At 42.8% G+C, this 13,394-nt stretch carries 12 protein-coding genes; 7 read left to right on the plus strand and 5 right to left on the minus strand.

Translation table 11 applies throughout. The features are described from left to right. The first annotated feature begins 27 nt into the window (after positions 1-27). Entirely contained in the window at positions 28-1,044 is a 1,017-nt protein-coding gene (gene galE, locus F0231_RS15170; RefSeq protein ID WP_171760541.1) for a UDP-glucose 4-epimerase GalE, read from the plus strand. 65 nt (positions 1,045-1,109) lie between these two features. Here the strand turns inward: galE and F0231_RS15175 are convergent, their stop codons facing one another. The 3 genes from F0231_RS15175 to F0231_RS15185 all read right to left on the minus strand — a co-directional run bounded on the left by F0231_RS15175 (position 1,110) and on the right by F0231_RS15185 (position 5,417). Continuing rightward, entirely contained in the window at positions 1,110-2,402 is a 1,293-nt protein-coding gene (locus F0231_RS15175; protein ID WP_367613480.1) for an insulinase family protein, read from the minus strand. A 217-nt stretch (positions 2,403-2,619) separates the two neighbouring features. After that, positions 2,620-4,389, minus strand: a complete 1,770-nt coding sequence (locus tag F0231_RS15180; RefSeq protein WP_171760542.1) for an EAL domain-containing protein — start codon at positions 4,387-4,389, stop codon at positions 2,620-2,622. A gap of 233 nt (positions 4,390-4,622) precedes the next feature. Next, on the minus strand, positions 4,623-5,417 hold the full coding sequence (locus F0231_RS15185) for an ABC transporter substrate-binding protein (protein ID WP_253825809.1): 795 nt from the start codon (positions 5,415-5,417) through the stop codon (positions 4,623-4,625). 108 nt (positions 5,418-5,525) lie between these two features. On the opposite strand from F0231_RS15185, the gene F0231_RS15190 reads away from it, so the two are divergent. From F0231_RS15190 to vctC, 5 genes are all read left to right on the plus strand, one after another. Continuing rightward, on the plus strand, positions 5,526-5,963 hold the full coding sequence (locus tag F0231_RS15190) for an RNA-binding S4 domain-containing protein (protein ID WP_171760543.1): 438 nt from the start codon (positions 5,526-5,528) through the stop codon (positions 5,961-5,963). 152 nt (positions 5,964-6,115) lie between these two features. After that, on the plus strand, positions 6,116-7,027 hold the full coding sequence (locus F0231_RS15195; RefSeq protein ID WP_171760544.1) for a siderophore ABC transporter substrate-binding protein: 912 nt from the start codon (positions 6,116-6,118) through the stop codon (positions 7,025-7,027). A gap of 73 nt (positions 7,028-7,100) precedes the next feature. After that, positions 7,101-8,036, plus strand: coding sequence for an iron chelate uptake ABC transporter permease subunit VctD (vctD, locus tag F0231_RS15200; protein WP_171760545.1), 936 nt, complete (start codon positions 7,101-7,103; stop codon positions 8,034-8,036). Further along, on the plus strand, positions 8,026-8,976 hold the full coding sequence (gene vctG / locus F0231_RS15205) for an iron chelate uptake ABC transporter permease subunit VctG (protein ID WP_171760546.1): 951 nt from the start codon (positions 8,026-8,028) through the stop codon (positions 8,974-8,976). Before vctD ends, vctG begins: the two co-directional genes overlap by 11 nt. Before the next feature lie 7 nt (positions 8,977-8,983). After that, entirely contained in the window at positions 8,984-9,739 is a 756-nt protein-coding gene (gene vctC / locus F0231_RS15210; protein ID WP_171760547.1) for an iron chelate ABC transporter ATP-binding protein VctC, read from the plus strand. Between the two features lie 61 nt (positions 9,740-9,800). Here the strand turns inward: vctC and F0231_RS15215 are convergent, their stop codons facing one another. Further along, positions 9,801-10,949, minus strand: coding sequence for an iron-containing alcohol dehydrogenase (locus F0231_RS15215; RefSeq protein WP_171760590.1), 1,149 nt, complete (start codon positions 10,947-10,949; stop codon positions 9,801-9,803). Positions 10,950-11,086: 137 nt separating this feature from the next. On the opposite strand from F0231_RS15215, the gene F0231_RS15220 reads away from it, so the two are divergent. After that, positions 11,087-11,971 (plus strand): AraC family transcriptional regulator, encoded by an 885-nt coding sequence (locus tag F0231_RS15220; protein WP_171760548.1) that lies wholly within the window; start codon positions 11,087-11,089, stop codon positions 11,969-11,971. Positions 11,972-12,159: 188 nt separating this feature from the next. Here the strand turns inward: F0231_RS15220 and glgC are convergent, their stop codons facing one another. Continuing rightward, positions 12,160-13,389, minus strand: coding sequence for a glucose-1-phosphate adenylyltransferase (gene glgC, locus F0231_RS15225; RefSeq protein ID WP_301337917.1), 1,230 nt, complete (start codon positions 13,387-13,389; stop codon positions 12,160-12,162). Positions 13,390-13,394: the final 5 nt, after the last annotated feature.

Raw genomic sequence — 13,394 nt, forward strand, 5'->3', positions numbered from 1 at the left:
GAACAACGTTTTCAGAAGGTTAGTATAATGAATGTACTTGTAACCGGTGGCATGGGCTATATTGGCAGCCACACTTGTATCCAAATGATTGAAGCAGGGATGACACCTGTAATCCTTGATAACTTGTATAACAGCAAATCGACAGTATTAGAGCGCATTGAGAAAGTATCCGGTGTACGCCCTAAGTTCATCGAAGGTGACATCAGAAATAAGTCACTACTTGTTGATGCATTAAGCTCAAATGATATTGAAGCGGTGATTCATTTTGCGGGTCTAAAAGCTGTCGGTGAGTCAGTTGAAAAGCCTCTTGAATACTATGACAACAACGTCAATGGCACGCTTGTACTAGTGGATGCAATGCGTGAAGCCGGTGTTAAGTCATTGGTGTTCTCTTCTTCTGCCACTGTTTATGGCGATCCAGCCTCTGTGCCAATTACGGAAGATTTTCCGACTAGTGCGACTAACCCATATGGTCGCAGTAAACTAATGGTCGAAGAGTGTTTAACAGACTTTCAGAAAGCTAACCCAGACTGGAGCATAACGCTGCTTCGTTACTTCAACCCAGTCGGCTCGCATCCAACGGGTGAGCTGGGCGAAGATCCACAAGGTATTCCTAACAACCTAATGCCATTTGTATCGCAAGTTGCCGTTGGTCGTCGTGAGTTTCTTTCTGTGTTTGGTAATGACTACCCAACGCCAGATGGAACAGGTGTTCGTGACTATATCCATGTTATGGATCTGTCGGACGGCCATATTGCGGCACTACAAAAGGTAGGGTGTAAAGAGGGGCTTCATATTTATAACCTTGGGACCGGAAACGGTTCGAGTGTGCTTGACATGGTTAAGGCTTTCGAAGCTGCATCAGGCAAAGAGGTTTCGTATAAGATCGTTGAACGCCGCCCTGGTGATATCGCTGAATGTTGGGCAGACCCAGCTAAAGCGAAAGCAGAACTAGAATGGCAAGCTACACGCTCTCTAGATGAGATGACAGCGGATACATGGCGTTGGCAATCAAATAACCCTCAGGGTTACCCAGAAGCATAGTATCGCTTAGATTGATCAATAAAGCCGCCTACATAGGGCGGCTTTGTTATTTATGATGCTTGTTGTTACAAGGTCACGCTATTGGCTGTAGACCATACTTGTTCGAAGTCTTTGCTAATGTCGAATTCGTTAAGGTGTGCAACATGGAAGTTAAGCAAATCCAAATCATAAGAAGGTGCGGTGTATACCATTCCGTTGTTGACGGCGCTTACTAATCTGTCTGCTTGATCTTTGGTATAGTTAACACGGTTACCTGAACGAGTTTGTTGCTCCAATTGCTTTCTTAATTGGCTAACAACCATTTCGTACTCAGCTTGTTTAAAGCCAGAAGCGAGAGCACGTTTAATCTCTGTATCAACAATGTCGTGCGCAAGCGTTTTTTCAGTTTCGCTAAGTTCTTCAATGCGAACCTGAGAGAGCAGTTTGTGATCAAATAGCATTTGGCTATCTACAAATACTTTACCCGCTAAATTTTGCTCGTTCATAGCGGCTTGAATGCGTTGTTCCAACATTTTATTTGCTAGTGTCTTTTTCAGAACTTCTTTGCGTTGGAGTTTACTATCTGATTCATCTTGAAATTCAGTCAATGCACTGACTGCGACAGAGTCAGGTGACTCAATGTGATAGGCCATCTCTAAAGCTGGTGTAAATTCACTTATGATGCTGGTCTTGTGTTGCAAGTTACTGAAGTTGCGTGTTATCGCTTTTGTTAACGCTCGGGTATCCACACCTCCAGCAACAATGATTGTCATATTGTCTGGCGCATAGTGGGTGTTCTTAAAACTCCCAACGGCTTCAATTGGTGTTGCTTGCATCGAAGTAAGATCAAAAGGTGCGATAGAGTGGTTCATCGACAAGCTTTCTAGATGTTGCTGGTTTAACACTTGCTGGATGTCAGTCAATGCAGAATTCACTGAGCTCTGAAAGCTATCTTCATCAATTGAATGGGTTTGTTTCATTCCACTGAGTAGCGTAACCAACTGAGATTCAATCACACCTGAGTCAGCGGAATCTAGGTCGAGACTGAAAATGGTCTGTTGAAAGCCCGTTGTTGCATGCCATTGGGTTTCGGAGACTGAGTCTAATGCCGCGATACGAGCCGTTGGCATATCCTGAAGCTCTTGCGCTACGCCAGAACCAATTCGAACTCGAATCGAAGTTTCAGTTGCTGTCCGCGAGGTTGGCAAAATAATGTAACGAACACCGTTAGACAGTGTTTTTACGGTTGTCGATTTTGGTAACTGAATATCAGTGTGAGTAAACCAAAGATTGCTATTTGGATTGGCAAATGATTGGCTAGATAACAGGGCAGAGCAAGCAAGTAATGTGGTGGCAATATGACGAACTGAGATAGACACGTATTTCTCCGGAAGCAAATTTGGTTGTGTTCCGTGTTCTTAGTAAAGCCCCAAAAAGCATTACTGTATCTATCCGTGATACTAAACTACTGCACAATAACTCGTGCACAAGTCGAACGTTATTTATAAATTTGAGCAGATTCTCTACAATTTCTCAGCGTGAGTCAAATCGAATGATGAATTCAATGAATGAGTCTTAAAGATGAGATTGGACTAGCTACACCTTTGTATAGTGGCTAGCGCTCGCTAATGATAATGGTTTTGAAAACCAGTAGCCTTGGAGGTAAGAAACACCCATATCGGTGAATACGCGCTGCATTGCGCCATCTTCAATACCTTCAATAACAATATCAATAGCATACGCGTTACAAAGGTTGGTAATGAACGAAAGATATTCGAACGTGACTGGGTTTTCTAGCGATCGCCAAGCGATCGACTTATCTATCTTAATTTGTGAGAGAGGGAGGTCAAAAAAGCTGTTGAGTGAGCTATAGCCGGCGCCAAAATCGTCGAGCGATAACTGAAATCCATGCTGTTTGAGTACATTTAATTGCGCAGCAGCGTTTTTATTATCATCGAGAATGATGGTTTCAGTCAGTTCCAATACGATCGAGCTAGCGTTAATGCCATACAGTTTAGTCAGACGCGCAAGTTTATCAGGAAATTGCTGGCTCATTAACTGTAAGACTGAGACGTTGACGTTCACTCTCACACTGTCGCAATGACTACTCTGATAGTCTTTAATGAATCTACAAGCGCTCTCAAAAACAAAATAGCCCAGTTCGCTGATTAACCCTTTTGATTCCGCAATGGAGATAAACTCATCGGGGTAGATTTCGCCAATGTCGTCACTTTTCCAACGCACTAAACTCTCAAAGCTCGCAACTCTATGAGATTTACTACAAACAATAGGCTGGAACTTCACTGACAATTTTTGGCTGTTAATTGCGTTTCCGAGTTCTTTTTCAATGTAGAAGTGTCTATCGACTTTGGATTTTGTCTGACCGGTATAAACCTGAGTAAATTGACTGCGTTGATTGCTCGCAAACTGACAAGTTTGAGCGGCAATCTTGAGAACTTCGTTAACTTTTAGGTCTGGAGTGATATTTGGGTAGGTACCAATCGATATGTCAGCGGCATAAATAAAATCGATGGCTTTTACCGAGTCTTGGTAGGCTTGCGCTACGCGGTGAGCGAGGTCTTGAAGTGTCTCTTCGTTGTATTGACCTCTTAGTAAAATAGCAAAATCGTTAGATTGAATGCGATACAAATCGACAAATCGGTCGGGAAAATCGTTTAACGTACCCGTGAGGTGAGAAAGTAGGTTTCTCATGATTTGTGAACCATAAAGCGTTTGATACGAATGTCCGTTTGTAGGTTGTATGTACATTAGGTGGTAATCTTGAGCGATGTCGAGATTATCCATATCTAGCCCAAGCTTTTGCTCATTGGATAAACCCGATGATCCGTCAGTAAAAGAGGATTGTTTTACATAGCTCTCCATTAGCTTTCGGTCTGAAATATCTTTGTGGCAACCAATCATAAAACGTTTGCCATTGACCGTTTTAGTTATTGCTGTACCTTCAAGCCAGACATATTGACCATTTGTTGTGCGAATGCGGTATTGGATGGTCTCGCGGGATTCGTCTTCTTGAATATGTACGTCTACACGCTCTCGAAATACTTTGCGATCAAGGGGATGAACTAAATCTAACCAACGTTGAAGGCAAGTATGGCCAGAGTCAATGCCAAATCGGGCGTAAAAGGACGGGTTGTAGAAACAGACGTGTTCAGAATCGGCCATGTAAAAGATACCATCAGTCATGACATCAATCATATGGCTGAAATGGTTATCCATTAAGTCGTCGAGTTCAGCACCGGTAAGGCCCGCTTTAGGTATCATGCCAGCATCAATCTCATCCACACTCATTTCTGAAACAAGAGTGATCTTTGGTCGAGGTCTAATACTATTAATGTTTTGCGACATGAACGACTTAACTACCTAACGATTGCAAGAAAATAGAGGTGCATGCGTATAACCTCTATAAATTTGATCTCCATAATTAGATTAATACATGAAATATTTATGAATCTCTACCAATCTGGTGTTATTTGGGTGTGGATGATTAAAAAGTATTAACTGGTGCTCATGTGGTGAACAAAATAGTTGATATTTTACGAATTGATAAGAGGTGTAGTAAGGGAAAGCAAAACGTGTAATTATTCGCTAAGTGTATATTTTCTGATGATCGTTTTTACCGTTCCATCTTGCTTTAGTTGAATCAGTGAACGATTAAATTGAAGAATGAAATCATCTTTATAAGGAAAATTCTCTAGTTGTACATTGGTGAAACCCAAGTAACCAAATTCGCTAGAAACTGATTGTCCGCTAGTGAGTTCCCAGTTGCTTGAAATGTCGCCTTTCTGAACCAACTGCTTTACTTCCCACAACACGGACAGCCTATCGTTAACGTAGCAATCAGTCCGTTGTTTATACAGGTTCAATATGTTGGCTCTGTTTCCCTTTGCTGACTCTACACTGATGTCGCCCTGATTGACCGCTTGCCAGAAATCGTCTCCGCCTAAAGCGAATGATTCGTTAACACCGATCTTTAGCCCTTTGTATCCCGTAGGCCAGTTAGATAATTCGCGTCCTTCTTCATGGCCTTTATTGCAAAATACGGCCACTTCTTCGGCGAGAATAGGTTCAGAGTAAGGCGCAATATAGGGGCGCTGATTTGCATAATAATAGGGTGGGAATAGTGCGAACCCTTTGCCGACTTCAAGCATCTTCAGGCCACGTTTCCATGGCATTAAAACAATATTCACACGATAGTCGGGCATTTTCTTAAACGCGGCTCTTAAAATGTCAACGTACACGCCTTTGGCTTCACCATCGAGATCATAGCTATAGGGAGCATAATCGTTATCACCGTAGATGGTAACGGAAGTAGGGGAATGGTAAGCCATGCTTGATGCTGCAAAACAGCTAAGCGCCACGTAAAGCCATCTCAAACGGAATCACCTTGAAGCAAATGAGTACTTATCGTTAACTTTAGTTTATTTATCACCGCATTGAGATTAGACTCTCATTTTTGTGAGTGAATCGACCCAAGGTGCGCTATGAGCCAAGAATATGAACAAGGCGAAGAAATAGAGATCGAAGCAATTGGTATTGAGGTATCAGTACAACCAATTGAACTCTATAAAGTGTTTAAAATCGCTAATTTGGTTGGCGGCGGTGGTGAAGCCAAACACATCATTTCGGAAGGGTACGTGGCCGTCAATGGTGAATTAGAAACACGTAAGCGCCGCAAAATGTATGACGGTGACTTTTTCGAATTTAACCAAGAATATTACGTTGTCGTGTGTGATGCACCGGTTATCGAACCTGAAGAAAAAGTAACTAAGCCAGCAGCGCCAACACCGAAGAAACAGAAGAAAGCATCCAAGCCTAAGCCTTCCTCTAAGTCGAAAAAAACCAAAACGAATGACAAAGAGCAAAACAAACCGAAACCCCAGAAAAATAGTAATGGGCGAGGCTCGATAGATTTCTTTTAAATGAGTGACAAAAGGGAAGCGTTGGCTTCCCTTTTTTACATCTGCGATAAAGACTTACAACTTTTTGAAGAATGTAAAAAACGTAAATAGCGGATGACATGGTTACAAATCTAAATGATAATGCATTGCATTTGTAATTATGGAGTCTAACAATGAAAATGACAGCAGTTGCGCTAGCGACAACATTATTCGCCTTTGGTGCTCACGCGAAAATGGTAGAAATAGAACACGCACAGGGAACAACGAAACTAGAATCTAACCCAGAGCGTGTGGTCGTTATTGGTTTAGGTGCGCTAGATACTGTCAAAGCATTTGGTATTGAGCCAGTTGCGGTTTCAACTGTTAGCATGTTCCCTGATTACCTATCTGAATACCGTGACTACAAATTTGTTTCTGCTGGTAGCCTGCATGAACCTGATTTTGAAACCATCTACACGCAAAAACCAGATCTGATCATTATTGGTACGCGCGCAGCGGCGAAATACAAAGAGCTGTCTGAAATTGCTCCAACGATCGTGTACGCATCAGATGCTCAAAAAGGTTACTGGGCAAGCACTCAAGAGCAGTGGCGTAATCTGGGCGAAGTATTCGAGAAGCAAGATTTTGTAGAGAAGAAAATCGAACAGCTTGATAGCGAATTTAAAGCGATCAGTAAGAGCAACCAAGATAACAATGTTGATGCACTGACTGTAATGAGTGCTGGTGGCAATATTACGACGTTTGGTACGCAATCTCGCTTCTCTGCGATTTACAAAGACTTTGGTTTTAAAGAAGCGGTAGAAGGCATCAAAGAGAGCCGCCACGGTGACCTTGTGTCTTACGAATTCATCCGTGAGAAGAACCCAAGCACACTACTTATCATCGACAAAGATGTGCTTATTAACAAAGGTAAGCCGAGCACAGTTAAACGTGATTTTGAAAACGACCTTGTAAAAGCGACAGATGCTTACCAAAACAAGAAAATGGCTTACTTAGACATTAACGCTTGGTACCTATCTATTTCTGGTATGCGTGCAACTGAACAAATGATCTCTGACGTTAAGTCAGCATCAGCCTTGAACTAGACAAAATATAATAAAAAGAATAAATAAGCCTCAAGCAGACAATGCTTGAGGCTTTTGTACTAAGAGGCATAGAGTGAAAAAATTGTTACTGACGTTGATTATTCTGAGTATCGCGTCATTGTTTGTTGGTGTAGGGCAGCTGAGTTTCTCGTCTCTCATTGAAGGGGATGAACCCAGTTGGCACCTGATGTACACAAGCCGAATTCCGAGATTAGTTGCTGTATTACTTGCGGGGGCAGGTCTGAGTATTGCTGGCCTTATCATGCAGCAAATTAGCCAAAACCGATTTGCATCGCCATCGACATCAGGCACGATTGAATGTGCAATGTTTGGTTATGTTATAAGCTTGGTCCTATTCGGAAGTGAGCAACTTTGGCTTATCTTTGCTTCTGCAATGGGCGGAACGCTACTGTTCGTTCAATTTATTAATCGTATTCAATTTAAGAACGCCATCTTTGTACCACTCATAGGCATTATCTTTGGTAATGTCGTTGACTCGTTAGCGACATTCGTTGCTTACAAATATGACGCCTTACAAAACCTATCAAGTTGGACGGTCGCTAATTTCGCCAATTTGTTACAGGGTGACTACGAGCTACTCTACATCGCGATCCCAGTTGCAATCTTTAGTTATCTATACGCGGCGCGCATTTCTGCGGTCGGTTTAGGTAAAGACTTCGCAACTAATTTAGGTTTGAACTATCAACAAGTGCTTATCATTGGTGTGTTGCTCGTTTCTGTTATGTCGGCATCGGTTGTAATGATCGTTGGTATGCTTCCATTCCTTGGCTTAATTGTTCCTAACTTAGTTAGCCGCTTCTTTGGCGATAACCTAAGAAAAAATATCCCTATCACCGCCATTCTCGGTGCGCTTATCGTACTTTGCTGCGACCTTGCCGGGCGTTTGATAATTTTCCCTTATGAGATCCCGATTTCAACCATTATCAGCATCTTAGGTGGTTCGGTGTTTATCTTCTTTATTTTAAAAGGGCAGAAAAATGCAGGATAAAACGAAGCTAATTCTGCTTGCCGTCATCGCGGTTGTGTTTGCTGGGCTGTTTATTGGTATTGGCTTAAATGCCGATAACTATCAGTACTTCCTATCAAGACGCGTACCAAAAGTGTTGGCGATGGTGATCGCTGGTATTGCGATTGGTCAATCAGCGTTGGTGTTTCAAACCATCACACACAACCGGATTCTAACGCCAAGTATTATGGGTTTTGACTCGCTATACATGTTCACACAGGTGTTAGTGGTTGTGATCTTTGGAGGAATGAGTGCGTTTGCTCTTAATGCCTACTTGAACTTCAGCCTGTCCGTTGTGGTTATGCTCGGTTTCTCCCTGCTATTGTTCAGCTTTTACTTTAGAGGTGAGCGCCAAAACCTCATGGTGTTGTTGTTGTTAGGTGTGATTCTTGGTCAGCTGTTTGGAAGCGTTTCATCATTTTTCATTATGCTGCTGGATCCAAACGATTTCGCGTCAGTTCAAGCAAACATGTTTGCCAGCTTTAACAATGTCAAAGTTGAACTTGTCTACTACTGCGCGCCACTACTTATCGGCATTAGTCTTTTACTGTTTCGCCTTCATCGCGTGTTAGATGTATTTTGGTTGGATAAAGACAATGCAACCAGCTTAGGTGTTGATGTTAAGCGTGTGACCCTTCAAGTCTTGGTTCTTAGTGCGGCATTGATTGCTATCTCAACAGCGTTGATTGGCCCAATCATGTTCTTTGGCCTGTTGGTGACTAACCTAGCAAGAGAGATGTTCAAGTCTTTTCACCATAATGTATTGCTTGCTGGTGTGTCACTTTTGTCTGTTGCGTCACTTTTAAGTGGACAGTGGATTGTCGAAAACCTATTTGGATTCTCGACGACAATCAGTGTTGTTATCAACTTCATTGGCGGTATTTACTTCTTAAACATGTTGCTGCGCAACAAAATAGTCTAGGTTCATTATGATTTCGTTAAAAAGTCTGACTAAGGTATTTGGTCAATCAAAAGTGGTCGACAGCGCGAGCGCAGAGTTTGAGAAAGGGAAGGTGACGTCAATTATCGGCCCAAATGGTGCGGGTAAGAGTACGTTACTTTCAATGGCAAGCCGCCTAGTAGCAAAAAATGAAGGCGAGGTCTACATCGACTGCAAAGAGCTCAGTGAATGGGACACCAAAGATCTCGCTAAACGCTTAGCGGTGTTGCGTCAAGCGAACAACATCACGATGCGTTTCACAGTGCGCGAAATGATTGCGTTTGGTCGCTTTCCGTATTCACAAGGTAAGCTGACAGATGAAGATAATCAGATCATTAATAAGGCAATTGAGTACCTTGATTTGGTTGAGATTCAGAACAAGTATTTGGATGAATTGAGTGGAGGTCAGCGTCAGCTTTCATTTATTGCTATGGTTATGGCTCAAGATACGGATTATGTTTTCTTAGATGAGCCACTAAACAATCTAGATATTAAACACTCGCTGCAAATCATGCGAAATGTTGGTCGTCTCGCTCACGAAATGGGTAAAGCGGTGGTGGTTGTGATTCACGACATTAACTTCGCTGCGTGTTACTCAGATACCATCATTGCGCTTAAAAAAGGCCAGATTGTCGCTCATGGTAAAGTGAGTGAGGTTATTCAAGCTGATGTTTTAGAAAGCATCTACGAGACGCCTTTCAATATTATTGAGGTCGATGGCAAACGGATGTGTACTTACTACTAAGCAAAACAACAAACCCCATATTGCATGGGGCTTGTTTCGTTTTGTGCAGAAGAACCAGAGCTTAAGAGATCGCTAGCTCAAGGATCTTACGGCTTTGCTCTAGACTAATTGCTTGATGCTCACCTAGAGCAACCATACCGTGTTGTTCTAGTTGATTCACAACTGCGTCTACCGCTTCGGCTTTGCTCGTCTCGTACTCGTCAAACTTAGTTGATACACCTAAAGAGTTGTAGAATTCTTCGATAGCAACAATAGTCTCTTCAGCAAGTGTTGCTGACTCAGCTAAACCAAATACGTTTTTGCCCATTTGCTCAAGTTTCGCTTTCTTCGTTTCGAACTGATTACGAAGCAGTGATGGTTGAACGATCGCAAGTGAGCGTGCATGGTCTACGCCCCATAACGCTGTGAACTCGTGACCAATCATGTGTGTTGCCCAGTCATGAGGAACACCAGAACCGATCAAACCGTTCAGTGCTTGGTTTGCGTTCCACATCAGGTTAGCGCGCCACGCATCATTGTCGCGTTGTTCAAATTGTTCACCTAGCGTTTTAAGGTTTTTCAGTAGCGCTTCTGCGTAGCCGTCTTGCACCATCGCACCATGCTCAAACGTCAGGTATTGCTCACAAACGTGTACCCAAGCATCCACAACACCGTTAATTAGCTGACGCTCTGGCAGTGTTTTCATTACATCCGGGTCCATCACTGCGAATTTTGGTTGAACGTGAGGAGTCATGAACGGAAGTTTGTCGTGAGTCTCTGCTTTAGTAATAACAGCACCCATGTTTGATTCAGAACCCGTCGCAGGTAGGGTTAGAATTGCGCCCAGAGGCACGGCAGACGTTACTTGATGCTTACCAACCATGATGTCCCAACCGTCACCGTCATAGTGTGCAGCAGCTGCGACATATTTAGAACCGTCGATAACCGAACCACCACCAACAGCAAGGATAAAGTCGATCGATTGTTCTTTTACGATAGCGACGGCTTTATCTAGCGTTTCTTTAGTTGGGTTAGGCTCAACACCTGAAAACTCAACCCAAGAGTGGTTGCTAAGTGCGTCTTTAACTTGGTCGTAAACGCCATTCTTCTTGATTGAACCACCGCCGTAGATAACAAGCACTTTTTGATCAGCTGCGATGACTGAAGCGATGCTTTGAATTTGGCCTTGTCCGAAGTTAATTTGTGTAGGGTTTAAATAAGTGAATTGCATAATATGTGAGCCTCTTGCTTCCAGTTGGAATTTGTTTTCGTTGTTAATGTGCATATTAGTATTGACATTGGTACTAATAAAGGTCAATTTCTCCATATCTTTTGCCTATTTCTACAGATGTGTATTTTGGGGTTTCTATGTCCTTAGCTCAGTTAATGCAGCAATACGTCAATTTAAAAGATTTGAGTGACCTTGAAGGCATCACAAAAACAGCCATCAATGGCGTCTATTTTTATCGAAGTAGCGAAGGTAATAGTCGTCAACCATTCGTTTATCAATCTGGTGTGATTGTCTTAGGGCAGGGTTACAAGAATATTTATCTCGGAAATGAGCCAGTACGCTATGGCCCTGATGATTATCTCGTGGTCGGTGTCCCTATGCCTTTGGAATGTGAAGCATTTGTCGAAAACGGTGAACCTCTACTTGGTTTAAGTATTGATATTGACCCTCAGCTGTTACATCGCTTGGTCAATAAGCTAGAAACGATGAACTGCTATAAACCGTGTTCAGATGCATCCACGAGCTCGGGGCTAAAGTCTGTTTCGATGGATGAAGGAATGTTGGATGTCTGCAAACGACTGATGCAAGCTCTGTGCAATCCTGTTGAAAGTATCATTTTGGCTGACAGTTTAATGGAAGAATTGGCGTTTAGAGCTTTGATGAGTCAGGAAGGACATGTGCTATTTGATTTAGCGAGGCACGAAGGCCACTACGCAAGAGTTGCCAAAGCTCTCGACTATTTACATAAAAACTATAAGCAATCAGTCACGGTACAAGTACTCGCTGACCAAGCGAATATGAGTATTTCCGCGTTTCACCAAGCTTTCCGTGGCGTCACCCTCGAATCTCCCATTCAGTATATTAAGAAGGTAAGGCTCAACAAAGCCAAAGAGCTTATTCAACTTGAAGGGGTTAAAGTTGGTGATGCCGCTCGCCTCGTCGGGTACAACAGCACTTCTCAGTTTTCACGCGAATACAAACGTCATTTCAATGAAACACCAAAGGCTAAGGCGATGATCTAACCCGCTTAGATAAAAGAGGAAATTAGGTTTTACAAATTTGCAGTGTTTTTTGAAATTGTTTTGCGCAATACTATTACATAAAGAGAATCATTCTCGCTTTCCCTATAGGAGATCTAGTCAATCTTCTACCATAAGCCTCTTCACTATTTGGTGAAGAGGCTTATTTCTATCACGAGTTGTTACGAGCGCTAGTCAAATTGATAATTCTCTGGCACAACAACAATACCATTATCGGAAATATGGAATCGTTTCGCGTCTTCTAATCTGTTCAAACCAATTTCTGTGTTCGGTGGGATAGAGACATGTTTATCAATGATGCAATTGATAAGTTTACAGCCTTCGCCAACTTCGACCTCATCAAACAAGATGCTATCAACAATGGTTGCGCTGTCATGAATCTGGACAGCGGAAGAGATGATTGAGTGCTGAACGGAACCTCCTGAGTTAACGACGCCATTGGCAATGATAGAGTTAATGAAGATCCCCTCATTACCGGTTGCGGAAGAGACCGTTCGAGCAGGTGGCAATTGTTTCTCGTAGGTACGAATGCCCCAACTGGGTTGATATAAGTTCATCGGTGGGACGGGTTCGAGAAGATCCATATTTGCTTGATAGAACGAATCTATTGTGCCGACATCGCGCCAGTAACAATCTTTTGCAACACGACCTCTATCTGAACAGAAGTTGTAAGCATAAACGCCACGTTCGTCAATCAACTTGGGAATAACGTCTTTACCAAAATCATGCGAGGATAGGGCGTTCTCAGCATCTTCTAACAAGGCTTGGGTGAGAGTTTCTCGCTCAAAAATGTAGATACCCATTGAAACTAGACTTCGGTCATCATTGCCTGGCATCGCCTGAGGATCCGATGGCTTTTCAGTAAAGGTTTCAACCATTCCATTCTCAGAAGTCGAGAGGACACCAAACGAACTGGCCTCATTGCGAGGTATGTCCATTGATGCAATGGTGAGCTTAGCTTCGTTTTGTATATGATCCTTCAGCATTTCGGCATAGTCCATGCGATAGATATGATCACCAGATAGGACAATCACGTGTTTGGCATCACTGCGTTCCAACAGCCATAAGTTATGGTAGATCGCATCCGCAGTGCCCTCATACCATTTACCGCCGCCTCGCATTTGTGGCGGAACAACCGTAACAAACTCGCCTAGTTCAGGGTTAAATATTGACCATCCATCACGCAGATGTTTTTGCAAAGAGTGAGATTTGTACTGAGTAAGCACTAGGATTTTTCGCAATCCAGAATGTAAGCAGTTGGTGAGAGTGAAATCTATGATGCGGTATTTACCACCAAAAGGTACAGCGGGTTTAGCTCGATCATCAGTTAGGGGGCTTAATCGGGAACCCATGCCGCCAGCAAGTATTATCGTTAATGTATCTTGCATTCTTCTCTCCATGTAAG

The organism is Vibrio sp. RE86 (assembly GCF_013114545.1).
In the GTDB taxonomy this organism is placed as follows: Bacteria; Pseudomonadota; Gammaproteobacteria; order Enterobacterales; family Vibrionaceae; genus Vibrio.

Coding starts and splice junctions, on each gene's coding strand:
- vctG (WP_171760546.1), top strand. CDS start 8,026: ATGCAGGATAAAACGAAGCTAATTCTGCTTGCCGTCATCGCGGTTGTG.
- glgC (WP_301337917.1), bottom strand. CDS start 13,389: ATGGAGAGAAGAATGCAAGATACATTAACGATAATACTTGCTGGCGGC.
- galE (WP_171760541.1), top strand. CDS start 28: ATGAATGTACTTGTAACCGGTGGCATGGGCTATATTGGCAGCCACACT.
- F0231_RS15220 (WP_171760548.1), top strand. CDS start 11,087: ATGTCCTTAGCTCAGTTAATGCAGCAATACGTCAATTTAAAAGATTTG.
- vctC (WP_171760547.1), top strand. CDS start 8,984: ATGATTTCGTTAAAAAGTCTGACTAAGGTATTTGGTCAATCAAAAGTG.
- F0231_RS15190 (WP_171760543.1), top strand. CDS start 5,526: ATGAGCCAAGAATATGAACAAGGCGAAGAAATAGAGATCGAAGCAATT.
- F0231_RS15180 (WP_171760542.1), bottom strand. CDS start 4,389: ATGTCGCAAAACATTAATAGTATTAGACCTCGACCAAAGATCACTCTT.
- F0231_RS15195 (WP_171760544.1), top strand. CDS start 6,116: ATGAAAATGACAGCAGTTGCGCTAGCGACAACATTATTCGCCTTTGGT.
- F0231_RS15215 (WP_171760590.1), bottom strand. CDS start 10,949: ATGCAATTCACTTATTTAAACCCTACACAAATTAACTTCGGACAAGGC.